General features: G+C 72.4%; 20 protein-coding genes and 2 tRNA genes. 19 read left to right on the forward strand and 3 right to left on the reverse strand.

What is annotated here, in order from left to right:
• Window positions 1–14: 14 nt before the first annotated feature.
• A complete protein-coding gene (locus tag AC3AGO_RS22825; RefSeq protein ID WP_487822084.1) occupies window positions 15–2117 on the reverse strand; it encodes a hypothetical protein in 2103 nt (700 codons plus the stop codon).
• A 318-nt stretch (window positions 2118–2435) separates the two neighbouring features.
• Between AC3AGO_RS22825 and proB the strand changes: the two genes are divergently transcribed.
• The 5 genes from proB to AC3AGO_RS22850 all read left to right on the forward strand — a co-directional run bounded on the left by proB (window position 2436) and on the right by AC3AGO_RS22850 (window position 7549).
• Window positions 2436–3545, forward strand: coding sequence for a glutamate 5-kinase (gene proB / locus AC3AGO_RS22830; RefSeq protein WP_487824772.1), 1110 nt, complete (start codon window positions 2436–2438; stop codon window positions 3543–3545).
• A 179-nt stretch (window positions 3546–3724) separates the two neighbouring features.
• Window positions 3725–4150, forward strand: a complete 426-nt coding sequence (locus AC3AGO_RS22835) for a hypothetical protein (protein ID WP_487822085.1) — start codon at window positions 3725–3727, stop codon at window positions 4148–4150.
• A gap of 76 nt (window positions 4151–4226) precedes the next feature.
• Entirely contained in the window at window positions 4227–5516 is a 1290-nt protein-coding gene (locus AC3AGO_RS22840; protein ID WP_487822086.1) for a glutamate-5-semialdehyde dehydrogenase, read from the forward strand.
• 101 nt (window positions 5517–5617) lie between these two features.
• Entirely contained in the window at window positions 5618–6343 is a 726-nt protein-coding gene (locus AC3AGO_RS22845; protein WP_487822087.1) for an SCO2584 family spore wall biosynthesis protein, read from the forward strand.
• A gap of 75 nt (window positions 6344–6418) precedes the next feature.
• A complete protein-coding gene (locus AC3AGO_RS22850) occupies window positions 6419–7549 on the forward strand; it encodes an SCO2583 family membrane protein (protein WP_487822088.1) in 1131 nt (376 codons plus the stop codon).
• Between the two features lie 86 nt (window positions 7550–7635).
• Here the strand turns inward: AC3AGO_RS22850 and AC3AGO_RS22855 are convergent, their stop codons facing one another.
• The gene (locus tag AC3AGO_RS22855) at window positions 7636–8808 is read right to left on the reverse strand and encodes a M48 family metallopeptidase (RefSeq protein ID WP_487822089.1); all 1173 of its coding nucleotides are present in this window, start codon (window positions 8806–8808) and stop codon (window positions 7636–7638) included.
• 357 nt (window positions 8809–9165) lie between these two features.
• Between AC3AGO_RS22855 and AC3AGO_RS22860 the strand changes: the two genes are divergently transcribed.
• The 8 genes from AC3AGO_RS22860 to AC3AGO_RS22895 all read left to right on the forward strand — a co-directional run bounded on the left by AC3AGO_RS22860 (window position 9166) and on the right by AC3AGO_RS22895 (window position 13706).
• Window positions 9166–9324, forward strand: a complete 159-nt coding sequence (locus tag AC3AGO_RS22860) for a hypothetical protein (RefSeq protein ID WP_487822090.1) — start codon at window positions 9166–9168, stop codon at window positions 9322–9324.
• Window positions 9325–9368: 44 nt separating this feature from the next.
• Window positions 9369–9995 carry a nicotinate-nucleotide adenylyltransferase gene (nadD, locus tag AC3AGO_RS22865; protein ID WP_487822091.1) on the forward strand — a complete coding sequence of 209 codons (627 nt, stop codon included), beginning with the start codon at window positions 9369–9371 and terminating at the stop codon, window positions 9993–9995.
• Window positions 9992–11689 (forward strand): LCP family protein, encoded by a 1698-nt coding sequence (locus AC3AGO_RS22870; protein WP_487822092.1) that lies wholly within the window; start codon window positions 9992–9994, stop codon window positions 11687–11689. Before nadD ends, AC3AGO_RS22870 begins: the two co-directional genes overlap by 4 nt.
• 135 nt (window positions 11690–11824) lie before the next feature.
• Window positions 11825–12265 (forward strand): ribosome silencing factor, encoded by a 441-nt coding sequence (gene rsfS, locus AC3AGO_RS22875; RefSeq protein ID WP_487822093.1) that lies wholly within the window; start codon window positions 11825–11827, stop codon window positions 12263–12265.
• A gap of 44 nt (window positions 12266–12309) precedes the next feature.
• Window positions 12310–12960 (forward strand): histidine phosphatase family protein, encoded by a 651-nt coding sequence (locus AC3AGO_RS22880; RefSeq protein WP_487822094.1) that lies wholly within the window; start codon window positions 12310–12312, stop codon window positions 12958–12960.
• 97 nt (window positions 12961–13057) lie between these two features.
• A tRNA-Ala gene (locus AC3AGO_RS22885) sits at window positions 13058–13130 on the forward strand.
• A 153-nt stretch (window positions 13131–13283) separates the two neighbouring features.
• On the forward strand, window positions 13284–13466 hold the full coding sequence (locus AC3AGO_RS22890) for a hypothetical protein (RefSeq protein ID WP_487822095.1): 183 nt from the start codon (window positions 13284–13286) through the stop codon (window positions 13464–13466).
• 6 nt (window positions 13467–13472) lie between these two features.
• Window positions 13473–13706 (forward strand): hypothetical protein, encoded by a 234-nt coding sequence (locus AC3AGO_RS22895; protein WP_487822096.1) that lies wholly within the window; start codon window positions 13473–13475, stop codon window positions 13704–13706.
• Here the strand turns inward: AC3AGO_RS22895 and AC3AGO_RS22900 are convergent.
• Window positions 13685–15136, reverse strand: coding sequence for a glycosyltransferase 87 family protein (locus tag AC3AGO_RS22900; protein ID WP_487822097.1), 1452 nt, complete (start codon window positions 15134–15136; stop codon window positions 13685–13687). The two genes, AC3AGO_RS22895 and AC3AGO_RS22900, sit on opposite strands and share 22 nt — an antisense overlap.
• Before the next feature lie 183 nt (window positions 15137–15319).
• On the opposite strand from AC3AGO_RS22900, the gene AC3AGO_RS22905 reads away from it, so the two are divergent.
• From AC3AGO_RS22905 to AC3AGO_RS22930, 6 genes are all read left to right on the forward strand, one after another.
• Window positions 15320–15392 (forward strand) — tRNA-Ala (locus tag AC3AGO_RS22905).
• A gap of 264 nt (window positions 15393–15656) precedes the next feature.
• A complete protein-coding gene (gene leuS / locus AC3AGO_RS22910) occupies window positions 15657–18551 on the forward strand; it encodes a leucine--tRNA ligase (RefSeq protein WP_487822098.1) in 2895 nt (964 codons plus the stop codon).
• Between the two features lie 124 nt (window positions 18552–18675).
• Window positions 18676–19455, forward strand: a complete 780-nt coding sequence (locus AC3AGO_RS22915; protein ID WP_487822099.1) for a hypothetical protein — start codon at window positions 18676–18678, stop codon at window positions 19453–19455.
• Between the two features lie 21 nt (window positions 19456–19476).
• On the forward strand, window positions 19477–20322 hold the full coding sequence (locus tag AC3AGO_RS22920; protein ID WP_487822100.1) for a DegV family protein: 846 nt from the start codon (window positions 19477–19479) through the stop codon (window positions 20320–20322).
• 1381 nt (window positions 20323–21703) lie between these two features.
• The gene (locus tag AC3AGO_RS22925; RefSeq protein WP_487822101.1) at window positions 21704–22465 is read left to right on the forward strand and encodes a ComEA family DNA-binding protein; all 762 of its coding nucleotides are present in this window, start codon (window positions 21704–21706) and stop codon (window positions 22463–22465) included.
• An 860-nt stretch (window positions 22466–23325) separates the two neighbouring features.
• Window positions 23326–25866 (forward strand): ComEC/Rec2 family competence protein, encoded by a 2541-nt coding sequence (locus AC3AGO_RS22930; protein WP_487822102.1) that lies wholly within the window; start codon window positions 23326–23328, stop codon window positions 25864–25866.
• The last annotated feature ends 142 nt before the right edge of the window (window positions 25867–26008 follow it).

Raw genomic sequence — 26008 nt, forward strand, 5'->3', positions numbered from 1 at the left:
CCATGTGACGGGGCTCAGGCCTCCTGGCCCGTCAGGGACTCCAGACCGGCCTCGTCGGCCTCGTCGGGATCCGCGTGCTCCTTGTCCTGCTCCGGGCTGTGCTCGCCCAGCTCGGCGGCGCGGCGGGCGACGCGCTCGTTGCGCTTGTCGGCCTCGGCGCACAGCGCGACGGCCGCCGCGTTGAAGCGGGTCAGCGACGGCGGGTCGGACGGGCCCAGCAGCTGCACCTTCAGCGCGGCGCGGTCCTGCACGTGGGCGTCCTTCGCCGGGTCGCGCACGGAGTCCAGCAGGGCCGGCACCTCGGTCGCCTCGGGGGAGAGGATCGTGGCCGCGCGCACGGTCGGGAAGCCCGCCTTGAACTCGGCCTCGGTCAGACCGCTGGTGTTGGCCACCGCGTACGGCTTCTCGCTGGTCAGGTAGTCCGAAACCACCGAGGACACATCGGAGATGAGCACGTCCGCCTCGTTGAAGCAGGCGTAGATCGCCGGCCGCGGCCGGGTGATGATCTGGTGCTCCCACTCGGGGAAGGACGCCCAGTACGCCTGCTGCCAGGCGAGGGTGGCCTCGTCGACGTGCCGGGTGCGGCCGGCCTCGGGGATGGACTGCGTCATCATCCGCTCCACCTCGTCCGCGCCCTTGCGGAACGACGTGGTGGTCAGCTCCTTCAACTCGGCCGTGCGCAGCTCCAGTTCGGCGGCGGCCTCCGGCCCCGGACGCTCCGCGCCGGCGCGGGCGGCACGCTCCGCGTTGGCCTCGCGGATCATCGCCTGGATGTTGCGGTTGGCCTCCTTGGCGCGCGGGTCGACCGAACCGGTCATCGGGTGCGGCTTGTAGAGCAGCCGCACCGACGGGTCCTCCAGCAGCGCCCGGACGATGTTCTCGCCGGCCAGGATGACCGAGGTGTTGCCCGGGTCGTTGGTCCAGCCCTCCCAGGTGGGGGCGTAGAGGACCGTGGTGTACGCGCCGGCGGGCGGACCCGCGTACGGCCGGATCGGCGTCAGCTGCGGGCGGCCGACCTCGACCACGTCCCGGTCGTCGACACCGATGTCGGCCAGCTGGTAGCGCTCGCGCGCCGCGGGGCCGGCGACCCAGATCTCGTCGTACGCCTTGGCGTACGGGTTGCACGAGGAGAGCTTGTCGCTCTCGCCGTGGTTGATGAAGGCGTGCTTGATGGTGGGGATCCGCAGCACCTGCGAGGTCTTGCCGGAGTTCGCGGGGTGCAGCAGCACCTGGAGCGTGGAGTGCTCCAGCGCCATCAGGTGGGAGACCTTCGGGATGCACACGACCGGGATGTCGGTCGCGTCGATCTTCTGCACCATGAAGCGCTCACGGAGCACGATGATCGGGTTCCCGTCGAGCTGGGCGAGCGTGGAGAGCCACATGTTCGCCTGGTACGCGGAGGTGGTGCCGCCGGAGAAGTACATGCCGACGGTCGGCTGGTACTCGGCCAGCCAATTCTCCAGCCACTCCAGCGCCCGGCGCTCGTCGGCCAGCCGCTTCTTCGGCAGCAGCCAGGTGGCCAGGTACACGGCGCTGCCGAACGACAGCGCGAAGCTGACGATGACGCCGGTCAGGCCCCATGCCTCGTTGCCCAGTGCAGCGGTGAGCATCAGCCCGGCGGTGCCGGGGATCGAGTAGCGCAGCAGACGCCGGCTGGGCTGGCGGGCCAGCAGCCGCGGCGGAGCCGGGCTGAGCCGCAGCGCCGAGGCGTCGATGTTGCGGGTGAGGATGGGGAGCGTGCGGCGGCGGCGTACGAGCTGGGCCACGGCCTGGCACAGGAAGTGCGCGGCGAGGGCCACGAGCAGCAGCAGCGTGAGCGGGCGCTCGAAGTCCGGCGGTACGTCGGGGAGCCGCACCAGGGCGATGACGATCAGCATGTCGCGCAGCAGCTGCCGCGTGGTGACGTCGAAGCGGACCTTGCCCAGCAGGGCCAGCAGGCCCGGCTGTTTGTGCGTGAGATAGATGTCGAGGGCGAGGCCCGCGAGGGAGGCTGCGATGAACGTGGGAACGTTCGGCAGCAGCGCGCCGACGAGCTGCGCGGTGAAGCACGCCATCAGGGTGATCAACGCCACCAGCTGAACAGCGCGACGGGGGGAGAGTCGTCCGGCAGAGGGCACGGGCTGGGCTCCTGCAAGGAGGTCGAAGCGGAATGGACGGGGGCGGCCGTGGGGGGTGGGCCGTAGTCGACCACTGACCGTATGACGGCCACGTGCCCAGTGACAATCTTCGGTGGGACGCCTCACTGCATAACAGCGTCAAACGGAATTTTCCCTGGAGTTCGCTTGAGGGAGCACTGATGACAGGTATTGCCAGGTCCTGGCGTAGATTGCTCACCGGCGGAATTCCGGCGGGCGGTGCCCCCGGTGCGGACGGCGAGTGGTGGGAGACACACGAGCGTGGCGCGGACAGCGGGCGAAGAGAAGCTCAGGCAGGACGTGCGGGACGCGCGCCGGATCGTGGTCAAGGTCGGATCCTCCTCGCTGACGACGGCGGCCGGCGGACTCGACGCGGACAGGGTGGATGCCCTCGTCGACGTGCTCGCCAAACACGGCGAGCACGACGACAAGGAGATCGTCCTGGTCTCCTCGGGCGCCATCGCCGCGGGCCTCGCGCCGCTGGGCCTGGACAAGCGGCCGCGTGACCTGGCACGGCAGCAGGCCGCGGCCAGCGTGGGCCAGGGGCTCCTCGTCGCCCGCTACACCGCCTCCTTCGCGCGTTACGGGCGAAGGGTCGGGCAGGTGCTGCTGACCTCCGACGACACCAGCAGGCGCGCGCACTACCGGAACGCCTACCGGACGCTGGAGCAGCTGCTCGCGATGGGCGCCGTGCCGGTCGTGAACGAGAACGACACCGTCGCGACCGACGAGATCCGGTTCGGCGACAACGACCGGCTGGCGGCCCTGGTCGCCCACCTGGTCCGCGCCGACCTGCTGGTGCTGCTCTCCGACGTGGACGGGCTGTACGACGGGAACCCCGCCAAGCCCGGCACCTCCCGCATCGACGAGGTCGCGGGACCGGAGGACCTGGACGGCGTGGAGATCGGCAGCGTGGGCCGGGCCGGAGTCGGCACCGGCGGCATGGTGACCAAGGTGGAGGCCGCCCGCATCGCCGCGGCCGCCGGGGTCCCCGTGGTGCTGACCTCCGCCATACACGCCGCCGACGCCCTGGCCGGGCGCGGCACCGGCACGCTGTTCCGGCGTACGGGACGGCGTACCGCGGGGCGGCTGCTGTGGCTGGCGCACGCCTCGACGCCCCGCGGCGCGCTGACGCTCGACGAGGGCGCGGTGCGCGCGGTGACCGAACGGCGCACGTCGCTGCTGCCGGCCGGGATCGCCGGTGTGGAGGGCCAGTTCACCGCGGGCGACCCGGTGGAGCTGCGGGACGGGAACGGGCACGCCGTCGCGCGCGGTCTGGTGAACTTCGACGCGGCCGAGATCCCGCAGCTGCTGGGCCGCTCCACGCGGGAACTGGCGCGGGAACTCGGGCCCGCATACGAACGTGAGGTCGTGCACCGCGACGATCTCGTACTGCTGCACGGGAGCTGACGCACAGTCCACTTGTCCGGACAACTGGTTCGTGCAAACTGCGGACTTTCAGCGGACACCTTCCCGAAAACCGCCACACGTTCCCCGCGAGGCTGGTCAACTTTGGGAGGGGGCCGTTTCCATCGGGCGGCCCGGGGACAGCACGCAGCACGACTGAGCACCACAACAGGAGGCCACCGGTGAGACGACTGGCCAGCGTCGACATGGGGACCTCTCCCTCTTCCCGGCAGCAGGAGGAGACGGACGGGCCCGCGGCGCACGGGGGACCGAGGCTGTGGCACATCACGCTCAGCGTCTCCGGCCCGGCCGCGCCCCTGCCCGAGGTGCGCCGCGGCCTGGAGCAGCTCGCGCACGACCACCCGTTTCTGCTCACCAGCCGGTACGCGACCGACCATGCCGAGATCCGGTACTGGGAGGAGGCGCGCGATCTGCACGACGCCGCGGCCGTCGCGCTGCGGCTGTGGGGCGAGCACCGGGCGACGGCCCAGCTGCCGCCGTGGGAGATCGTCGGCCTGGAGGTCATCGGCCGGGAGACGTACCACCAGCGGGTCGCCGAGGGCTGGGGCCCGCCGCCCGCCGCACCGGTCGGAGTGCACCCCTTCTGACCCGGTCCGGCCCCTGAGGTGACGGCCCGGGACCTTCCCGTTCTGGGCCTCCGGCACGGCGGCTATGCTGCGCGGCATGAGCGCTGCGCAGCAATCCCAGGACCGCCAGGCGTCCGCCGTGACCGAGACCGCCCGCCGTGCCAAGGAGGCGGCCGCCGCCCTCGCTCCGCAGCCGCGGACCGTACGGGACGCGGCGCTGCTGGCCGTCGCGGACGCGCTCACCTCCCGCACCGAGGAGATCGTCGCGGCGAACGCGCAGGACGTTGCGAAGGCGCGGGCCGCGGGCACCGCCGAGTCGGTCGTCGACAGGCTGACGCTGACGCCGGAGCGGATCGCGGCGATCGCCGCCGACGTACGGGACGTCGTCGCGCTGCCCGACCCGGTCGGCGAGGTCGTGCGCGGCTCGACCCTGCCGAACGGCCTGGAGCTGCGGCAGGTGCGGGTCCCGCTCGGCGTGGTCGGCATCATCTACGAGGCCCGTCCGAACGTGACCGTCGACGCCGCCGCACTGTGTCTGAAGTCCGGCAACGCGGTGCTGCTGCGCGGCTCCTCCTCCGCGTACGCGTCGAACGAGGCGCTCGTCGGTGTGCTGCGCGACGCCGTCTCCGGCGCCGGTCTGCCCGCCGACACGGTGCAGCTGGTGCCGGGCGAAAGCCGGGACAGCGTCAAGGAGTTGATGCGGGCGCGCGGCCTGGTCGACGTGCTCATCCCGCGCGGCGGCGCCTCGCTCATCCGGACCGTGGTCGAGGAGTCGACCGTCCCGGTCATCGAGACCGGCGTCGGCAACTGCCATGTGTACGTGGACGAGGCCGCCGACGTGGACACCGCCGTGGAGATCCTCGTCAACTCCAAGGCGCAGCGCCCCAGCGTGTGCAACTCCGCGGAGACCGTGCTGGTGCACGAGGGCATCGCGGACGCCTTCCTGCCGCGCGCCGTCGAGGCGCTGGCCGCCGCCGGTGTGACCGTGCACGGCGACGCGGCCTGGCAGGACGCGGGCAAGCGGGCGGGCACGGCCGTGGTCCCGGCCACCGAGGAGGACTGGGGCACCGAGTACCTCTCGTACGACATCGCCGCCGCCGTCGTGCCCTCGCTGGACGAGGCGGTGCGGCACATCCGCCGCTGGACCTCGGGGCACACCGAGGCGATCGTCACCAAGGACACGGGGGCCGCGCGCCGCTTCACGTCGCTGGTGGACTCGACCGCGGTGATGGTGAACGCGTCGACGCGGTTCACGGACGGCGGCCAGTTCGGCTTCGGCGCCGAGATCGGCATCTCGACGCAGAAGCTGCACGCGCGCGGTCCGATGGGACTGCCCGAGCTGACGTCCACGAAGTACGTGGTGACGGGCGACGGTCACATCCGCTGAAGTGCTGCTGCGGCGGTGCGGGGGCGGCTCCCGTACCGCCTGGTCGGCCGAATTCCTGTGGGGCCTGCCCAAATTGACCGTCCGGGACTACGCTGGGCCGCGTGCCGGACGACGTGGGGGGCAAGCCGTTCGAGGACGGTGAGGAGCCCGACAACCGCCACCACGGTGACGCGGACGAGGAGTTCGCGGCCGTGGTGTTCGACGAGGCCTTCGTACGGGCCGCGGAGGTGCACGAGCCCACGGCGGCCGAGCGCATCCTCGCCGCGGCGCAGAAGCACGCGGAGAGCGAGGCCGCGCGCGGCCGCGATCCGCGCGACGAGGGCTACGGCCATGTGCAGCCGGGCGCCGACGACTTCGACGAGGCCGACGCGGACGGCGAGTTCGACGAGTTCGAGGACGACGAGGGCCGCTTCGACCGCTCCGACTACACCGAGTTCGGCGAGGCCGACCCCTACGGGCACCGTTACGGGTTCGCCGTCGATCCGGCCTACGAGCACGGCAGTGACTACGGCTACGCCGAGCACGGCGCCGCGTACGGCGTCCGGGGCCGCCCCTACGGGACGCACGGCGGCTCGCTGCGTCCGTACCGGGGGCACGCCCGCTGGCAGCGCCCCGTGGCGTGGGTGCTGGCTGTGGTGATGGGCATCGGCATGGTGGCCCTCGCCTTCAGCGCGGTGCGCAGCGCCGGCGGGCAGCGCGAGGAGCCCGCGCCGCCGCCCGCGTCGACCGGGGTGGACGCCGGGCCTGGCGCCGGTTCCGGGACCGGGCCCTCCGCTTCCGCGTCCGCCGAGACGGGGCCGCCTGCCGCTTCGGCGGACCCGCGCTGAGTCCTGCGGCGTACCGGGGGAACTTGTGGGGTACCGGGGCGTTTACGATCCGGCCCGCCGACCTACCCTGTTCTTATGGCCGGGCGAGGAGATCCTCCCGAGGGCACACCTGAAGGCGGCACTCCGGGAGGCGATGACGAATTTCGGGACGAGTATCGTTCCGTCGTCTTTGACGAGTCCTTCATCGAGGCCGCGCGGCTGCAGGAGTACTCGGCGCGGGAGCGCATGGAGGACGAGCAGCACGCTGCGGTGCGCACCCGTCAGCCCGGCGAACCCGATCCGGATAAAACGGGCATAGCTGCATCAAAGCAGGGAATTGTCCTGGTTCTCCTGATAGTTCTCGCTTTCGGCACCGCCATCTACATGGGGATCCGGAATCCGTACCAGTCCCCGGCCGAGCCGCCCACCGAGCCGATGCGTCTCACGATGCTGCCGCTCGCCCCGCGCGAGCCGGTGCCCGGCGCCAAGCCCGGCGATCTGTTCCAGCACAGCCCCGCCGCGCAGTTCCGCACCGGGGCCGCCGGTGTGACGCTGCCGCCGGTGCGCCGCACCCCGCACTTCTCCGAGAGCCAGGTGCTCGCCGCGCTCACCAGCGCCAAGGAGTACGTCGTGGAGAGCTCGCTCGACCCCAACGTGCTGACCGGGGGCTCCGTACGGGGCGTGCGCATCATGCTGGACCCCGCGCAGCACGAGCAGTTCGACCAGAGCGTGGACCACCCGCGCAGCGACGGGCGGCACGCGGCGACCGGCTGGATGGTCCGCTTCGACCCGTCGAAGGCGGCCGTCGCCGACCCGCGTGTGCGGGTCAACGGCACGCTCTCCGTACGGGAGTCGGGCGCGGACGCGCTGGAGGTCACGGCGGACCACGTGTTCGTGTACGCGCTGCGGCCCGCCGACGCGGGCAAGGGGAAGAAAGCGGCGGACAGCGCGTCGCTCTTCAACGTGCGGCGCGAGGTGCACTTCCGCTTCGACCGGTCGGATCTGCGCGACCAGCAGATGAGCGTGCAGCAGGTCGCGATGCGGGCCGGCCCGCTGCCGTGCTCGGCCGACCCGTCCGACGCGATGGCGCCGCTGCTGGCGGGCCAGCGGGCAAAGGACGACCAGACCGCGGGGACCGACCCCTACGCGGGGAGCCGGTCCACGCAGTCCATGTGCGGCGTGCTGGCGGCCAACGCCCAGCCGAGCCCCGCCCACCCGTCGCACTGAGCGCTTCGCGTGTGCCGCTTCGTGTGCCCTGAGGCCGTGTGGGGGCGGGTGCGGTCCGCGTAAGGCCCGCGCAGTTCCCCGCGCCCCTAGCGGGGGCCCTCCGGGCCGGTGCCGTTCCCGTTCGTACCGTTGCCGTTCGTGCCTTCGCCGTTCTCGCCCTCGCCGCCTTCCCGGCCGCTGTCCCGGCCGCCGGAGGAGCCCGCGCTCCTGCCGGTGAAGGTGTCGCGCAGCCTGCCGCCGAGGTCGCCCGCGCCGCCCGCGATGTCCCGCACCAGGCCCATCAGCGGGTCCTTGCTGGTGCGCATCGACTCGGAGTAGTGGTCGGCCGACTTGCGGAAGGAGTCCCCGACGGACTGGCTGCTGTCGTCCTCGCGCTTCTCGTAGTGACCGTCCATGACCCGCTGGAATTCGCGGCTCGTCGCCCACTTCCGCAGCTCGGCGGCGCGGACCGTCGTGAAGGGGTGGGTGCGCGGCAGCACGTTCATGATCTTCAGTACGGAGTCGCGGAGGTCGCCGCCCCGCTCGTACTCGTCGGCCTGGGCGAGGAACGCGTTCACGTTCATCTCGTGCAGGTGGTTGCCGCCGGCGAGCTTCATCAGGCCGCGCATCGACGCCTGGAGATCCTGGCCGACGAGCAGTCCGGCGCGGTCCGCGGAGAGTTCGGACTTGCGGAACCACTCGCGCAGCGCGGTCACGATCGTCATGATCGCGACGTTGCCCAGCGGGATCCACGCCACCTTGAGCGCCAGATTGGTGAGGAACAGCAGGATCGTGCGGTACACGGAGTGGCCCGACAGGGCGTGCCCGGTCTCGTGGCCGACGACCGCCCGCATCTCCTCCTCGTCGAGCAGCTCCACCAGCCCGGTGGTCAGCACGATGATCGGCTCGTCGAGGCCGATGCACATCGCGTTCGGCTGCGGGTCCTGATTGACGTACATCGGGGGGACCTTCTCCAGGTCCAGGATCCGGCAGGCGTCCTGCAGCATGGAGTTGAGGTGCCGGAACTGCTCGTCCGAGACCCGCACCGAGTCGGAGAGGAAGAGCAGCCGCAGGCTGCGCTCCGGGAGCAGAGCGCTCAGTGCCTTGAAGACCGTGTCGAAACCGGTCAGCTTGCGCAGGGCCACCAGCGCGGAGCGGTCGGCGGGATGCTCGTACGTCCGGGACGAGATGCCCGGGAAGGCGCGCCGCTCACGGCCCGGCAGCCGGTCCTCCCCGCCCGCGCCCTCCGTGCCGCCTGTGCCGTTGCTGTCGTCCGTCATGGAGATCCCCCTCGTCGGCCTTGCCGGTCGGCTGGAGCTCCAGCGTAGACGCAGCGGGCGACAGTGGCAGGGGAGCGCGCGGCCCTGTGACGGCTCGGTGAACTCCTGTGACAGGGGGTGCAGTTGACACGCACACTCCGTGTGCTGCCCGGCCCGTACGGTTCGTCGGCACGGACACCGGGGAGCTGCGGAGGAGGCCGGAGAACCCGCCGTGCGGCGGGTGACGCCGGGTGAACGGCTGAGTCGGCGTGAGCCGCGAGGGGCCCGCCGCATACGATGTGCCTGCACAGCAGTGCGCCGCACGGCACAGCGGACTGTGCGGACCGCCCGACGACATGTGGACAGGACCTGCCGACGATGACTCTTCTGAGCTCCGCCCCCGACGCCCTGACGGCCCTGGCCTCCGCGGAGGAGTCCGGCGGCCACCACCTCACGCCGTACTTCACCGGCGGCGGCGCGTTCGTCGCGCTGCTCCTGCTGCTCTGGATCACCACGCGGTTCAACCGGGACCGCTGAGCCGCGGCCACGGCCGGACGGCGTAGCGGTTAGGGTCGGCTCGCATGGGAGAGGACATAGTGCCCGGCACCGGAAAACGGCGCCTCGGGGTGATGGGCGGGACCTTCGATCCGGTCCACCACGGCCACTTGGTCGCCGCGAGTGAGGTGGCCGCGCGGTTCCACCTCGACGAGGTGGTGTTCGTGCCGACCGGGCAGCCGTGGCAGAAGAGCCACCAGGATGTCTCGCCCGCCGAGGACCGCTATCTGATGACGGTCATCGCGACCGCGTCCAACCCGCAGTTCTCGGTGAGCCGCATCGACATCGACCGCGGCGGCAAGACGTACACCATCGACACGCTGCGCGATCTGCGCGCCGCGAACCCCGACACCGATCTCTTCTTCATCACCGGTGCGGACGCGCTCGCCCAGATCCTCGGCTGGCGCGACGCCGAAGAGCTGTTCTCCCTCGCGCACTTCATCGGGGTCACCCGTCCGGGTCACGCTCTGGCCGACCCGGGTCTGCCCGACGGCGGGGTCTCGCTGGTGGAGGTGCCGGCGCTGGCCATCTCCTCCACGGACTGCCGCGAGCGGGTGGAACGGGCCGACCCCGTCTGGTATCTCGTTCCGGACGGCGTCGTGCGGTACATCAGCAAGCGGGCGCTGTACCAGAAGGAGGGGCCGCACGCGTGAACGGGCGCTACGGAGACGATCCGTACGGACAGCAGCAACCGCAGGCCCAGCAGCCGGAGATGCTCGGCTACGACGAGTACGGGCAGCCCATCTACCGGCAGGAGCCGGCGCACGGCTATCCGGGATACCAGCCGCAGACCCCGTACGGGCAGCAGTCCGACCCCTACGGGAACTCCCCTGACCCGTACGGGACTTCGTACGTGCAGCAGCAGGAGTGGATCCCGCAGCAGCAGTCCGTCCAGGCACCGTACGCGCAGGACCCCTACGCGCAGCAGCAGTCCGTCCAGGACCCGTACGCGCAGGAGCAGTACGGCGGACAGCAGTACGCACAGCAGCCGCAGGAGGCGCAGCCGGACCAGCGGTACCGCGAGGAGCACCGGCAGCAGCCGGAGGCCGCGCAGCAGAGCCGTCCGGTCCCGGGGCAGCGGCAGGGCGGTGACGAGGAGTACCGCACCGAGCAGTTCTCCTTCGTCGAGGAGCCCACGGAGCAGTCCGAAGACGTCATCGACTGGCTGAAGTTCACCGAGAGCCGCACCGAGCGGCGCGAGGAGGCGAGACGGCGCGGACGCCACCGCATCACGGCACTCGTCGTCGTGCTCGTCCTCGTCGCCGCGGGCGGCGCGGGCTACCTCTGGTACGCGGGCGACCTTCCCGGCGTCGGGCAGAAGAGCGGCGGCAGCGCCACCTCGCCGGGACAGCAGCGCGATGTCATCGCCGTCCATCTGCGCACCACCGGCAGCAACGAGAGCTCCACGGCGCTGCTCGTCGACAACGCGGACGCCAAGAAGGGCAACACCGTCCTGCTGCCCAACTCGATGGCCGTCAGCCCCGAGGGCGCCGGCACCACGACGCTCGCCAAGTCCGTTGTGGGGGAGGGCGCTTCACCGACCCGGGAAGCGCTCGGCACCCTGCTGGGCGCCGACATCAAGGGCACCTGGCGGCTGGACACCCCGTTCCTGGAGAACCTCGTCGATCTCGTCGGCGGCATCTCCGTCGACACCGACGTCACGGTGCCCGGCGAGAAGAAGGGCGAGGCGGCGCAGGTCCCGAAGGGCAGGGCGCAGGACCTGGACGGCCGGGCCGCGGTGGCCTACGCGACGTACCGCGCGCCGGGCGAGCGGCAGTCCGCGCAGCTCACCCGGTTCGGCAAGGTCATGCAGGGGACTCTGCGGAAGATGTCCAGCGATCCGCAGGGCGCGACGCGGACCGTGCAGTCGCTGGGCCAGATCCCCGACCCCTCGCTCTCCGAATCGCAGCTCGGCGCCTCCCTCGCGAAGCTCGCCGAGCGGGCGAAGAACGGCTCCTACGGCACGGAGCTGCTGCCTGTGCAGGCGAACGGCACCCTCAGCCGCAGCACCAGCGACGGCCTGGTCAAGCAGGTGCTCGGCGGCACCGTCAAGAACTCCGACCCGGGCTCCGCGCTGCGCGTCAAGGTGACCGACGCGAGCGGCCATAGCGGCGCCGGCAGTACGGCCTCCGCCGCGCTCACCAACGGCGGCTACACGGTCGTCGACGGCGGGAAGGGCGGCGCGGCCGGCGGCAGCTCACGGGTGACGTACGGCGACGCGGCGCAGAAGGCGAAGGCCGTGGAGGTCGCCAAGACCCTCGATCTGCCGGGCAGCGCGGTGCGGAAGGGCAGGGCGGAGCAGAACGCCGACGTGTCGGTGCTGCTGGGCCGGGACTACCGCGGCTGAGGGGTGTGTCACGGATCCGGCGGAGCGGCCTGACAGGCGTGAGACCCTTGACTCCGATACGTACACCGCTGACCCGCACGCATGACCGCTGTTGTCACTCAGACCACTGTTGTCATTGATCCGAAAGCCTTGCCTGTGACCGCCACGGACCGTTCCATCGAGCTGATCAACACCGCCGCCCAGGCGGCGGCCGACAAGCTCGCGCACGACATCGTCGCCTACGACGTCAGTGACGTGCTCGCCATCACCGATGCCTTCCTGCTCGCCTCGGCGCCCAACGACCGGCAGGTCAAGGGCATCGTCGACGAGATCGAGGAGCGCCTGCTCAAGGAGCGGGGTGCCAAGCCGGTGCGCCGCGAGGGCGAGCGCGACGGACGCTGGGTGCTGCTGGACTTCATCGACATCGTGGTGCACGTGCAGCACAGCGAAGAGCGCGTCTTCTACGCGCTGGAGCGGCTGTGGAAGGACTGCCCCGAGCTGGATCTGCCCGAGGAGGCCAAGGCCACCCGCGGCAAGGCCGCCGAGCACGCGCAGGAGACAGGGGCGGACGTGGAGGAGACCGGAGGCGCCCGGTGAGCTCTGGCACGGGAAACACGGCAGGGCGGCCGCAGGGCGGACTGATGGACGGACCTGTGCACCGCGACCGCAGGGTCGTGCTGTGGCGGCACGGCCAGACCGCGTGGAATCTGGAGCGCCGCTTCCAGGGCACCACCGACATCGCGCTGACCGAGGCGGGCGTGTCCCAGGCCAAGCGCGCGGCACGGCTGCTCGCCGCGCTCCAGCCCGACGCGATCATCGCTTCCGACCTGCAGCGCGCCGCGGCGACCGCGGCCGAACTGGCCGCGCTCAGCGGCCTGGAGGTCACGCACGACGAGGCGCTGCGCGAGACGTACGCCGGCGAGTGGCAGGGCCTCACGCACGAGGAGATCGTCGGACGGTTCGGTGAGCAGTACGCCGCGTGGAAGCGCGGCGAACCTGTGCGCCGCGGCGGTGGCGAACTGGAGTCGGAGGTCGCCGACCGCGCCGCCCCCGTCGTCGAGCGCACCGCGGACAAACTGCCCGAGGGCGGCACGCTGGTCGTCGTCAGCCACGGCGGCACCATCCGTACGACCATCGGGCGCCTGCTCGGTCTGCCGTCGGGCAGCTGGGAGGCGCTGGGCGGGCTGTCCAACTGCTGCTGGTCCGTGCTCGGTGAAGGGGTGCGCGGCTGGCGGCTGATGGAGCACAACGCCGGTACGCTGCCGGAGCCGGTGCTCGGCGACGACACCTGAGGCGGGGCCGGCCGGGGGCCTCGGGGCCGGATTTCCCATCCGGCCTGGTCACCGGTTAAGCTTCTTCTCGTTCACGGCGCGCAGCCGCCGGGAGCACGGGGCTATAGCTCAGTTGGTAGAGCGCTTGCATGGCATGCAAGAGGTCCGGAGTTCGATTCTCCGTAGCTCCACAGTCCGAGCAGCCCGGGCCCGCCCCTCATCGAGGGGCGGGCCCGCTGCATTCGCTCTCGCCGAGATCGCCGACCGGGACTCCTGGGACGGCCCGAGGCGTGGCAGAATCGTGACGGCTGAACGGGGGCAGCCCGAGGGGAGGGACGTGTGCGATGTCGGCGAGGGTCCTCATGGAGGACGGTGGGCAGACAGCATGCCCTCAACGCCCGCACCGGACCGGCTTCCCGAGTGCCCTGCAGTGCCCGGCGTGCGGTTCGCCCAACGTCGCTCAGGTGCTCGGTGACAACGGAGGCATCTCCTACGTGTGCACGGCGTGCGGCCACAGCTGGAGCTGATGACTGATGGGTGCACACAGCCGGAAGTGCGACTGGTGCGGCAGCGGGACGCCGATCGTCCGTGACATGGAGCCGCCCAACTCCGCCTACCAGTACTGGTGCGCGGACTGCGCCCTCGCCCTGATCATAAAAGGCGACCCCATCGAGACCTACCGCGAACTCGACGGAGAGCCCATCTACGGGCGGCTGTTGGACGAGCACTGCACCCTGAAGCGGTTCTACTCCTTCGTGACGGCCTGACCCGCGGTCCTGTTCGCAGGCCGGCCCACAGTTCTGCTCGCGTACCGGTCCACAGTCCTGCCCGCAGACCGGTCCACAGTTCTGCCCCGCCGCGCGGACGGAAGGGGGCCCGGTTCGTACGGTGCGGGACGCCGCAGTGCCCGTACGGACACCGTGGCGGCGAGCAGCAGGAAGGCCGCGCCGGCGGCCGGATAGAGCGCGGACAGCGCCATCTGGCCCGCGTTCTGGTGCAGTTCGGGCGGTGAAGCGGCGCCCGGGCTGTGCGGCACCCACCAGATCGCGTACGAGCAGAACAGCAGAACTGTCGCCACGGTCACCGTCCGCCATCCTGCCGTGCCCCGTCGTGCGGCTTCCGCGCCCAGCAGCACGGCGACGGGGACGCACCAAACCCAGTGGTGGGACCAAGAGATGGGGCTCACCAGCAGTGCGGTCACGGCGCACGCGAGCGCCGACCAGGCGGGCGCGTTCGGCAGCCTGCGCGGCCCTGCGAGGCCTGCCGCCGTGGCGGCGCCCAGCCCGAGCACGAGGACGGCCGCCACTCCCAACAGCCATACGGCGCCCGGCTGCTGGGTGTGCAACAGGCGTGCCGCCAGCCCGCTGAGCGCCTGGTTGTCGGTGATGACCGTGTGCCCCACCCGGTCGGAGCGGAAGACGGCGTCCGTCCAGAACTCCCGTGAGTCGCGCGGCAGCAGCACTGCCGAGACGAGCACCGTGCCGAGGAACGCCAGGGTGGCGACGGCCGCTTGGCGCAGCCGCGGGTTCCACAGGTCCGCCGTGCTGCCCGTGTGCCGCATCCGCAGCCCGCCGCGCACCAGTCCGTACAGCGCCAGGGACACGGCGAACAGGGCGGGCGTCAGCTTGATGCCCGCGGCGATGCCGATGCCCACGCCGGCCCACCGGTGTCCCTCCCGCCGGGAGAGGTCCCACAGGACGAGCACGGCGAGCAGCAGGTTGATCTGTCCGTACCGCAGTGTCGTCCACACCGGTTCGCACCAGACGGCCAGCGAGGCGAGCAGCAGTGTGACCGCGGGGCGGGGCAGTCGTGCGGGGCGGCCGACCAGCCGCAGGGAGAAGTGCAGCAGGGCGACCAGCAGCACGAGGTTCCCCACCGTTGCCAGGGTGCGCATCGCCGTCACGCCGAACAGGGTGAGCGGCATGAACAGCAGCGCGGCGAACGGCGGGTACGTCGTCGGCAGTTCCGCGTGGGTGGCCCGCATCGCGTACAGGTCCTGCCCGTTGCGTACTGTCCAGCCCTCCGAGCGGTAGACCATCAGGTCGATCATCGAGACGCCGGCGGCGCGCTGCGCGGCCCAGAACGCGCCGAACGACAGCAGGCAGGCAAGACCGGCGATCAGCACAGGGCGGCGCAGCACGTAGGTCTTGACGGCAGTGACGGACCGGCTGTCCGCGGCCTGCTGCAGCGTGCTCACGGCGTACGGCTCCCGGGGCTTCGGTGACGGCTGGGTACGGACGGGCACGGTGGTGACGGGCACCGGTGGCCGACAGTACCCCGGCGGAGTGGCCGCAACCGGAAACCGATTTGGCGAAAGCAGGTGGTGGCCGTGTAATGTTGGCGAAGCCGCCGCGGGGAACACCCCGGCGGACCAGCACCTGGGGCTATAGCTCAGTTGGTAGAGCGCTTGCATGGCATGCAAGAGGTCCGGAGTTCGATTCTCCGTAGCTCCACCTCAGGATGAGCGGGCCGCCCGACCGGGCAGCCCGCTCATTGTCGTCTCCGCCCGTTCCGCGGACCGCGTGCGGGTGCCTCCTTGCGTTGCGGTACTCTGACCGCATGCGTGCCGTACGCCTTCTGCTTAGCGGGCCGCGCTGATCAGTCCCCGGCTCCCGACGTGAGCTCCGGAGCCGGGAATCGGCGCGGCGTCCCCTCCTGTGCGAGGGGATTTTTCATTTCCCCGCCCGGCAGAGACGACCGATGGAGCCTTGAGGACGATGAGCCAGACCACGACCGCCGCCGAGACCGCGGCCCCGCATCGCTACACGGCGGCCCTGGCCGCCGACATCGAGGCACGCTGGCAGGACTTCTGGGACAAGCACGGCACCTACGAGGCGCCGAACCCGGGCACGGGTGATCTGGCGGGCGACGCCGAACAGGTCGACAAGCCCAAGCAGTTCATCATGGACATGTTTCCGTACCCGTCGGGTGCAGGTCTGCATGTCGGCCACCCGCTGGGCTACATCGCCACCGACGTCTTCGCCCGCTTCCAGCGGATGAGCGGCTACAACGTCCTGCACACCCTGGGCTTCGACGCGTTCGGCCTGCCCGCCGAGCAGTACGCGGTGCAGACCGGTGCGCACCCGCGCGAGACCACCAACGCCAACATTGCCGGCATGAAAACCCAGCTGCGGCGCCTGGGTCTGGGCCACGACCAGCGGCGGAGCTTCGCGACGATCGACCCGGACTACTACAAGTGGACCCAGTGGATCTTCCTGCAGATCTTCAACTCCTGGTATGACACGGAGGCCCGCAGCGCCCGGCCGATCGGTGAGCTGATCGAGCAGTTCGACGCCGGCGAGCGGGACACCCCGGAGGGCTTCGGCCCGTGGGCCGAACTGGACGACGTACGGCGCGCGGAGGTGCTGGGCGAGTACCGCCTGGCGTACGCGTCCGACGCGCCGGTCAACTGGTGCCCCGGTCTGGGCACCGTGCTGGCCAACGAGGAGGTCACCGCCGAGGGCCGTTCCGAGCGCGGCAACTTCCCCGTGTTCAAGGCCAAGCTGCGCCAGTGGAACATGCGGATCACCGCGTACGCGGACCGGCTGATCGAGGACCTGGACGCGCTGGACTGGCCGGACGCCATCAAGCTGCAGCAGCGCAACTGGATCGGCCGCAGCGAGGGCGCCCGCATCGACTTCCCCGTCGACGGCACCGACGAGGCCGGCAAGCAGCGCGCCGTCGAGGTCTTCACCACCCGCCAGGACACCCTGTTCGGCGCCACCTACATGGTGCTGGCGCCCGAACACCCCCTGGTCGACGCGGTGCTGCCGCAGCAGTGGCCGGAGGGCACGCACGACGTGTGGACCGGCGGGTACGCCACTCCGGCCGAGGCCGTCTCCGCGTACCGCGCGCAGGCCGCCGCCAAGTCGGACGTCGAGCGGCAGGCCGAAGCCAAGGACAAGACGGGCGTCTTCACCGGCGCCTATGCCACCAACCCGGTGAGCGGCGAGGCCGTGCCGGTCTTCATCGCCGACTACGTGCTGATGGGCTACGGCACCGGCGCGATCATGGCCGTGCCCGCGCACGACCACCGCGACTTCGCCTTCGCGCGCGCCTTCGAGCTGCCGATGCGCTGTGTCGTCGAGCCGAGCGACGACCGCGGCCTGGACCCCTCCGCGTGGGACGACGCGTTCGTCTCGTACGACGCGAAGATCGTGAACTCCACGCACGCCGACATCACACTGGACGGCCTGGGCGTGGCCGAGGCCAAGGAGCGCACCAGCCAGTGGCTGGAGGAGCACGGCATCGGCGCCGGGACGGTCAACTTCCGGCTGCGCGACTGGCTGTTCAGCCGGCAGCGCTACTGGGGCGAGCCCTTCCCGATCGTCTACGACGAGGACGGCATCGCGCACTCGCTGCCCGAGTCGATGCTGCCGCTGGAGCTGCCCGAGGTCGAGGACTACTCGCCGCGCACCTTCGACGCGGACGACGCCGACACCCAGCCCGAGACCCCGCTGTCCCGCAACGAGGACTGGGTCTACGTGACGCTGGACCTGGGCGACGGCAAGGGCCCGCGGCGGTTCCGCCGCGAGACCAACACCATGCCCAACTGGGCGGGTTCCTGCTGGTACGAACTGCGCTACCTGGACCCGCACAACAGCGAGAAGCTGGTCGACCCCGAGGTCGAGCAGTACTGGATGGGCCCGCGCGACGGGCAGCGCTGCGGCGGTGTCGACCTGTACGTCGGCGGCGCCGAACACGCCGTGCTGCACCTGCTGTACGCGCGCTTCTGGTCCAAGGTGCTGTACGACCTGGGGCACATCTCCTCGTGCGAGCCGTTCCACAAGCTGTACAACCAGGGCATGATCCAGGCGTACGTCTACCGTGACGCGCGCGGGATCGCCGTTCCGGCGGCCGAGGTGGAGGAGCGCGACGGCGCTTACTACTACCAGGGCGAGAAGGTCTCCCGGCTGCTGGGCAAGATGGGCAAGTCCCTGAAGAACGCCGTCACTCCGGACGAGATCTGCGCCGAGTACGGCGCGGACACCCTGCGCCTGTACGAGATGGCGATGGGCCCGCTGGACGTCTCCCGCCCGTGGGACACGCGCGCGGTCGTCGGCCAGTACCGGCTGCTGCAGCGGGTGTGGCGGAACGTCGTCGACGAGACGACCGGCGAGGTGTCCGTCGTGGACACCGAGCCCGACGAGGACACCCTGCGCGCCCTGCACAAGGCGATCGACGGCGTCCGGCAGGACATGGCGGCACTGCGCTTCAACACCGCCATCGCCAAGATCACCGAGCTGAACAACCACGTCACCAAGCTGCGCGAGGTGCCGCGTTCGGTGGTCGAGCCGATGCTGCTGCTGATCGCGCCGCTGGCCCCGCACGTCGCCGAGGAACTGTGGCGGAAGCTGGGGCACACCGAGACGGTCGTGCACGAGGACTTCCCGGCCGCCGACCCGGCGTACGTGGTGGACGAGACCGTCACCTGCGTCGTGCAGATCAAGGGCAAGGTCAAGGCCCGGCTGGAGGTTTCGCCCGCCATCGCGGACGCCGAGCTGGAGGAGCAGGCGCTGGCCGACCCCGCCGTCGTCGCCGCGCTGGACGGCGCGGGCATCCGCAAGGTGATCGTGCGCGCCCCGAAGCTGGTGAACATCGTCCCGGCGTGAGCTGACGCCCGACCCCTAAGGGTTTTCTGCGGGGGCGGTCCGGGGTTCGGAGGAACCACGGGCCGCCCCCGGCCGTTTACGCTGGACGGGAGACGGTTCGGGCAGACCGACGAGGGAGCACGGCGTGGAGGAAGTCATGTTGGCGGTGGCGCTGCTGATCTTCGTGCTGTTCGTGGCGGCCGGGATCTTCGTCACGGTGAAGACCGTCCGGGCGGTGAAGCGCGGAGTGGAGCGCACCGGCACGCAGGTGCGGCGCACGGTCGAGGACACGACGCTGAAGGCGAAGAGCATGCAGCCCGGCCCCGTGGGGGAGGCGGCGCGCCACCGGCTGGATCTGCGCGCCTCCATCGACAACGCCCGCGCGGCCCTGGAGGCCCGGGTGGCGGACGACCCGTCGCTGCGGGAGGCCCTCGGCCTGCTGGACCGGCTGCACGAGCACGCCCGGCAAGTCGACGGCGAACTGCAGACGTTGATGGAGCGTGAGCCCGACAGGGCGCGGATGACGCAGCAGCTGCCCGAAGCGCGGGAACGCGTCGCGCACATCAAGCAGTCGGCGGACTCCCTCCGGCACGCGGCGCTGGACCGCGCCCGGCAGTACGACCAGGAGGGCGTCGAGGCGCTCCGCCGGCAGATCGAGGTCGAGTCGGGTGCGCTGCGGCACTGGGAGAGCGCCGAGCCCGCCGCCGGTCCGTACGCCGCTGACCCCTCCGGTGCCGGCTCCTCCGGCGCCGGTCCCTCCGCGCGGCCCGCGGAGCAGGCCGGGCCGGGCGAGGAGCCGCGGCCCGGACTGCCCCGGAGCACTCAGCAGCAGGCGGACGGAACGGGAGATCCGCGCGCGGACTTCGCGCGTTCCGAGCGCTTCGACGCCCGCTTCGAGAAGGGGCGTCCGAGGAGCGCGTCCTGAGTCGGCGGTAGCCTCCTTTCCATGCCCCGCCATGTCGCGATCCTTACTGATTCAACGGCCTACCTGCCGCCATCGGCACTGCAGAAACACCGCATCCACGTCGTCCCGCTGACCGTGGTGCTCGGTGACCAGGCCCTGGAGGAGGGCACCGAGATCTCGGCCCGCTCGCTGGCCGAGGCGCTGCGCCAGCGACGTGCCGTCACCACCTCGCGTCCCGGCCCGCAGACCTTCGCCGACGCCTACCGGGCCGCGGCCGAGGCCGGTGCGGACGGCATCGTGTCCCTCCATCTGTCGGCGGAGTTCTCCGGTACATACGACGCGGCGGTCGTCGCCGCGCGGGAAGCACCCGTGCCCGTACGGGTGGTGGACACCGGAGTGGTCGCCATGGCGCTGGGGTTCTGCGCGCTGGCGGCGGCGGAGGCCGCCGAGGCGGGCGGTTCGCTGGACGAGGCGGTGGCCGCGGCCGAGAAACGGGCCGAGGGAACCTCCGCGTATTTCTATGTCGACACGCTCGACTATCTGCGCCGCGGTGGGCGCATCGGTGCGGCACAGGCGCTGCTCGGCTCGGCGCTGGCGGTGAAGCCGCTGCTGGAGCTGGTGGACGGCCGGATCGGCATGCTGGAGAAGGTCCGCACGGCGGGCAAGGCGATAGCCAGGCTCGAAGAGATCGTCGTCGAGCGTGCGGGGAACGCCGACGCGGACATCGCCGTGCACCACCTCGCCGCGCCGGAACGCGCGGAACGGCTCGCGACGGCGCTCCGTGAACGCGTCCCCGGGCTGGGCGAGTTGCACGTCAGCGAGGTCGGGGCAGTGATCGGCGCCCATACCGGGCCGGGGCTGCTCGGCGCCGTGGTGTCGCTGAGGTGAGTGACGGAGTTTTCCACAACTCCCTGGTTATCCACGGAAATTGAGCAAGATCAGCTGTTGGGGCTGAGGCTCTTTACCGTCGGTCGGCATGAGCATCCGATCGCGTACGTCTCCGCAGGGCCAGGCCGGCCGGCCCCCGTCTCCGGGCCCCGGTCGCGGTGCCCGCCGCTCACGCCGCCGCCCGGCCCGCCGCGAAGCGGCCCCTTCCCCGGCCGCTTCCTCCGTGGCCGGGCAGGGTGGCGTGCCTGGTGGTGGGCTGGGTGGTGGGCCGGCGGCCCGGGTGGGGGAGCTCTTTCCTGTCTGTGAAGTGGCGCCGGGGGAGGGCGAGTCGGAGTCCGACGGCGGGGGCGGTCGGACCGGCCCGGGCGGCGCTTCGGACGGTTCCCGGGTGGAGCCGGTGGGGGAGGACCCGCTGGTGCGGGACTCCTGGGACGGGTCTGGGTCTGGGGCTGGGACCGGGGCTGGGGCTGGGGCTGGTGCTGGGGCTGAGCATGTGGCCGGTTCGGCTCGGGGGCCTGTGGCGGACCGCGTGGCCGGTTCGGCTCGGGGATCTGTGGCGGACTGCGTGGCCGGTTCAGGCGGGGGATCTGTAGCGGACCGCGTGGCCGGTTCGCCCACCGTTTCCGCGCCGGGTTCGCTGAAGGGTGCCGTGGCGGAGCCGCTGCCGGGGTTCGCCCCGGACCGGGTGCCGTGGCCCTCGCCTCGGCCCGCTCCGGGCGCCGTTCCCGGGCGGCGGGCTGTGCCGGGGGAGGAGGAGCAGGAGGCTGGCAGTTCCGGCGAGCCCCCGGCGACCTTGTCGCGGGCCGAAGCCGCCGCTGCCGCGCGTGCCGCGGTACGGGAGAGCCGTGCCCGCCGCGCCGCGAGGGACCAGCGGGGGGACCGGCGGGGAGACCGCCGGGGCGAGCGGGTGGACGATCGGTCGGGCTCTCGGGGCGACTTGGGGGGCCGGCGGGACGAGCAGGTGGATGACCGGTCGGGTTCTCGGGGTGACTTGGGGGGCCGGCGGGACGAGCAGGTGGATGACCGGTCGGGCTCTCGGGGTGACGTGGGGGGCCGGGGCGAGGAGCGGGCGGGTCTTCGGGGCGATTTGGCGGACCGGCGGGATGACCGGGCGGGCTCTCTGGGCGAGTCGGTGGGGCAGCGGGGCGAGTGGTCGGGGCCTCGGGGTGACTTGGCGGGCCGGCGGGATGGCTGGGCGGGTTCTCGGGGCGGCTTGAGCGGACGGCGGGATGACTGGGCGGGTTCCCGGGGCGACTTGAGCGGTGGGCGGGGTGATCGGGCGGGCTCTGGGGGCGACTTGAGGGGCCGACGGGGTGACCACCGGGCGGGATCTGGGGGTGGCTTGGCGGGGCGGTCTGGTGCTGAGCCGTCGCGGATCGCTTTGCGGGAACGGCCCGCGCTGTGGCTGCGTATGCGGTTCGGGGTGGAGCCGCGCACCGTGCTGGCGCTCACCGTGGTGCTGGTCCTCGCCGTCGGGTTCGCCGTGCAGCACTTCTGGTCGGGGCGGCCCCGGAGCGTCGCGGCCCCGGCCGGGGTGCGGAGCGCGGAGGCCCGGCCCGGACCCGAACGCCCCGGAGGGAACGCCGTGTTCGTGCCGGGTGCCCGTGGCGGGCCGGGAGGGGCCGCGGGCAAGCGGGTCGTCGTCGATGTGACGGGCAAGGTCGAGGACCCCGGGGTGCACCGGCTGCCGTCCGGTTCCCGCGTCGAGGACGCGCTGGACGCCGCGGGCGGCCCGCGACGGGGTGCGAAGCTCGGAAACCTCAACCGGGCCCGGCTGCTGGTGGACGGGGAACAGATCGTGGTCGGCTCGGCCGGTGCGCCCGCCCCGGGACCGGTCCCGCCGGGAGGGGGCGGAGGGGCATCCCCGGGAAGCGGTGCTTCGTCGGGTGGGGCTGCGTCCTCGGGCGGGTCTGCGGCATCGGGTGGGGCCGCGGGGCCGGGAGGGGCCGCCGGGACGGTGAGCCTCAGCTCGGCGACGGCCGAACAGCTCGACTCTCTCCCCGGCGTGGGGCCCGTGCTGGCCCGGCACATCATCGACTACCGCACGCAGCATGGCGGGTTCACCTCCATCGACCAGCTCCGTGACGTCGACGGCATCGGCGATCGCCGCTTCGCGGACATCAAGCCGCAGGTCACTCCGTGAACCGGGCACGGGGGAGGGCCAGGACGGGCCCTCCGGGGCGGAGCGCGACAGGGCGGGCCGGGACGGGGAGGGACGGGGTGGTGCGGCCGGCCGAGGGGGAGCGGAGAGATTCCGGCGCCGGGGTGCAAGTCGGGGCCGGCCCAGGGGCTGAGGCCAGTACGGGGTTCGGGGCCGGTGGGGTGGTGCGGCCGGGTGAGGGCGAGCGGGGAAACCTCGGTGCAGGGCCGGGAGTTGGGTCCGGACCGGAAGTGGGGACCGCCCCTGGGAGCGGCGGGACGCGGCGGCCGGGTGAAGGGGCACGGGGAATCCCTGGTGCGGGTCCGGAAGCCGGGGCGGGTCCTGGGGCCGGCGCGGCGGCGCGGCCGGGTGAAGGAGGACAGGGAAACCTCGGCGTCGGCCTGGGAACCGGGGACGGCTCAAGGGCTGAACCCGGCCCGGAAGTTGGGGCCGGTGCGAGCGTCGGCACGGCGATGTGGCGGGGTGAGGGACGGCGGGGAAGCCCCGGTGCGGGGGTTGGGGCTGGTGCAGCGGTGCGGCCGGGGGAGCGGGGGTACCCCGGCGTAGGGCCGGAATCCGGACCCGGGCCCGAAGCCGGGACGGGCAGCGGGGGTGGAGCCGGTGCGGATGTTGAGGCCGGGACGCGGGCCGGGGTGCACGCCGGGGCGGGGAATCCGCTCGGGGAGGCGCGGCCCCGTCAGGAGGGGACGCCGGATCTGCGGCTGGTGCCGGTGTCGCTCGCCGCGTGGGGCGGGGCCGCGGCCGGACTGTGCGTGGCCGGTGGCGCCGTGGCGGTGGGTGCCGTTGCCTGCTGCGCGGCCGCGGCGGGGCTGTTCGTTCGGCGGCGGTGGCGGTGCCGCGCTTTGTACGTCACGGCTGCCATGGTCCTGCTCGCCGTTGCGGCCGGTGCCGGGGTCGCCGCACTGCACGCGGCAGATCTGCACCGGGGCCCGGTGCCCCGGCTGGCCGACAAGTACGCCGAGAGCACCGTCGAGTTGACCGTCACCGGAGATCCGCGCCGGCTGCCGCCCGCCGTACGGGGCAGCGAACAGCGGCCCGGCACCGTCCTGTTCGAGGCCGAGGCCACCCGCGTCACGCCACGCGGGGTCGCGGCGGACACCGGCGGCGGGACGGCCCCGCAGGCCGTCCGTACGCCGGTGCTCGTCATCCTCCAGCAGGGCGAGGGCCCTTCGCGGGTCTCCGAGTGGCTGTCCCTGCTGCCCTCGACCGGGCTGCGGGTCTCCGCACGGCTCAGCACACCCACGGGGTCGGGACCGGTCCGGGACATCGCGGCCGTGCTGCGCGTGAGCGGCGAGGAGCCGCCGCGCATCGTCGGGCCTCCCACTTCCCTCCAGCGCACTGCCGGCGGGCTGCGGGCCGGACTGCGCGAGGCGAGCGGCGGTCTCGACAGGGACTCCCGCGGACTGCTTCCGGGGCTGGTCGTCGGCGACACCTCCCGGCTTCCCGTCGGCCTGGACGAGGCCTTCCACGCCACGGACATGACGCATTTGCTGGCTGTCAGCGGTAGCAACTTGACGATCATGTTGGCTCTGCTGCTCGGCCCGCCCGGTACGGCGCAGCGGGCCGAACGGCGCGGCATCGCCCCGGTGTTCGGGCTGTCGCTGCGGACGACCGCGGTGTGCGGCGGGCTGCTGACTCTCGCCTTCGTGGTCGTGTGCCGGCCGGAGCCCAGCGTGCTGAGGGCTGCCGCGTTCGGGCTGATCACACTGCTCGCCCTGGCCACGGGGCGGCGCCGGGCGCTGCTTCCCGCGCTGGCCGCCGCTGTTCTGGCGCTCGTGCTCATCGACCCGTGGCTCGCCGTCGACTTCGGGTTCCTGCTGTCGGTGCTCGCCACCGCCGCGCTGCTGACCATCGCGCCCGGCTGGAGCGATGCGCTGCGGCGGCGCGGTGTGCCCGGCAGGCTCGCCGAGGCCCTCGCCGCCGCCGCGGCGGCCCAGTTGGCCTGCGCCCCCGTGGTGGCGGTGCTCGCCGCGCACGTCAGCCTGGTCGCCGTCCCCTGCAATCTCCTCGCGGAGTTCGCCGTCGCGCCCGCCACGGTGCTCGGTTTCGCGGCGCTGGCCGCCGCGCCCCTCGCCATGCCGGTGGCCAAGGTCCTGGCCTGGCTGGCGAGTTGGCCCACGGGAGGAATCGCCACCGTCGCGCGTACGGGTGCCGGGCTGCCCGGGGCCTCCGTCCCCTGGCCGGGCAGCTGGCTCGGCGGGCTGTTCCTCGCGCTGCTCACCGTGGTCGTGGTGCTGTGTGCCGCACGGCTCAGGCTGCACCGGCACCCTTGGTGGTGCGCCCTCTGCGGACTGCTGCTGGTGCTGGCGGTGCTGCGTCCCGTGCCGCTGGTGCGGCCGCTCACCGGCTGGCCGCCGCCCCACTGGCGGCTGGTGGTCTGCGATGTGGGGCAGGGCGACGCGCTGGTGCTGTCCACGGGGGAGCGCGGTTCGGCGGTCGTCGTCGACGCGGGCCCCGATCCGGGGGCGGTGGACCGGTGTCTGCGGGTGCTGGGAGTGACGGCCGTGCCGTTGCTCGTCCTTACTCATTTCCATGCCGACCATGTGGCCGGCCTTCAGGGTGTGTTGAAGGGCCGTGCGGTCGGTGCGCTTCTGACGTCGTCGCTGGACGATCCGCCCGGGCAGGCCGGGGCCGTACGGGACGCGGCGCGGCGGAACGGTGTGCGGGTCGCCGCGGCGCAGGCGGGGGAGCGGGGCCGTGCGGGTGCTGTGAGCTGGACGGTGCTCTGGCCGCCGGCGCCCGTTCCCGGCCCCGGCGGCGTCATGGGTGCCGGCCCCTCGTCGTACGCCGGCGGGCCGGCCGCGGAGGGTGCCAATGACGCGAGTGTCACGCTGCTGGTGCGCACGGCGGGGCTGACGCTGCTGCTGCCCGGTGACCTGGAACCACCGGCGCAGCAGGGGCTGTTGACGGCGTACCCGGCGTTGCCGCAGGCCGACGTGCTGAAGGTGCCGCATCACGGCTCGGCGTATCAGGAGCCCGGCCTCGTGGAGCGGGTCCGGCCCCGTATCGCGGTGGTGTCAGCAGGTGCGGGCAACCCCTATGGGCACCCGGCTCCGCGGACGCTGGAGGCGTTGCGGGCGACGGGTGCCCTCGTGGCCCGCACCGACCGGAACGGCGCCCTGGCCGTGACCGCGACGGAAGCCGGCACCGCACCCGCCCTGGTGACAGAACGCGGCACCCCCGCCCGCGGCACAACCCGACGACGCCCACTCCCGCGCGGGAAGCATCCACGCGGGAAACTCCCGCACCGGTCACGCGGGGAACTCCCGCACCGGGCACACGGGAAGCCTCTGTCCCCACAAGGCCTGCCCCCGCACGCCGTGCCCCCACAAGGCCCCCGGATACGGGGAGTTGGCCGAACGAGCCGGGGGCCGCCCTGGTGAGGCGCCCGGGGAAGCCCCGCGAGGAAAGCCCCCACGATGCGGGCGGGACCCTCGAAGTCGCTCCGGAAAGGTTCCGGAAGGCCACCCGCGAGTGCGCCTCGCAGGCGTGCCCCCGGCCCCAGGCCCTTCCGGGGCGGGCCCC

Source organism: Streptomyces sp. BL1 (assembly GCF_057628045.1).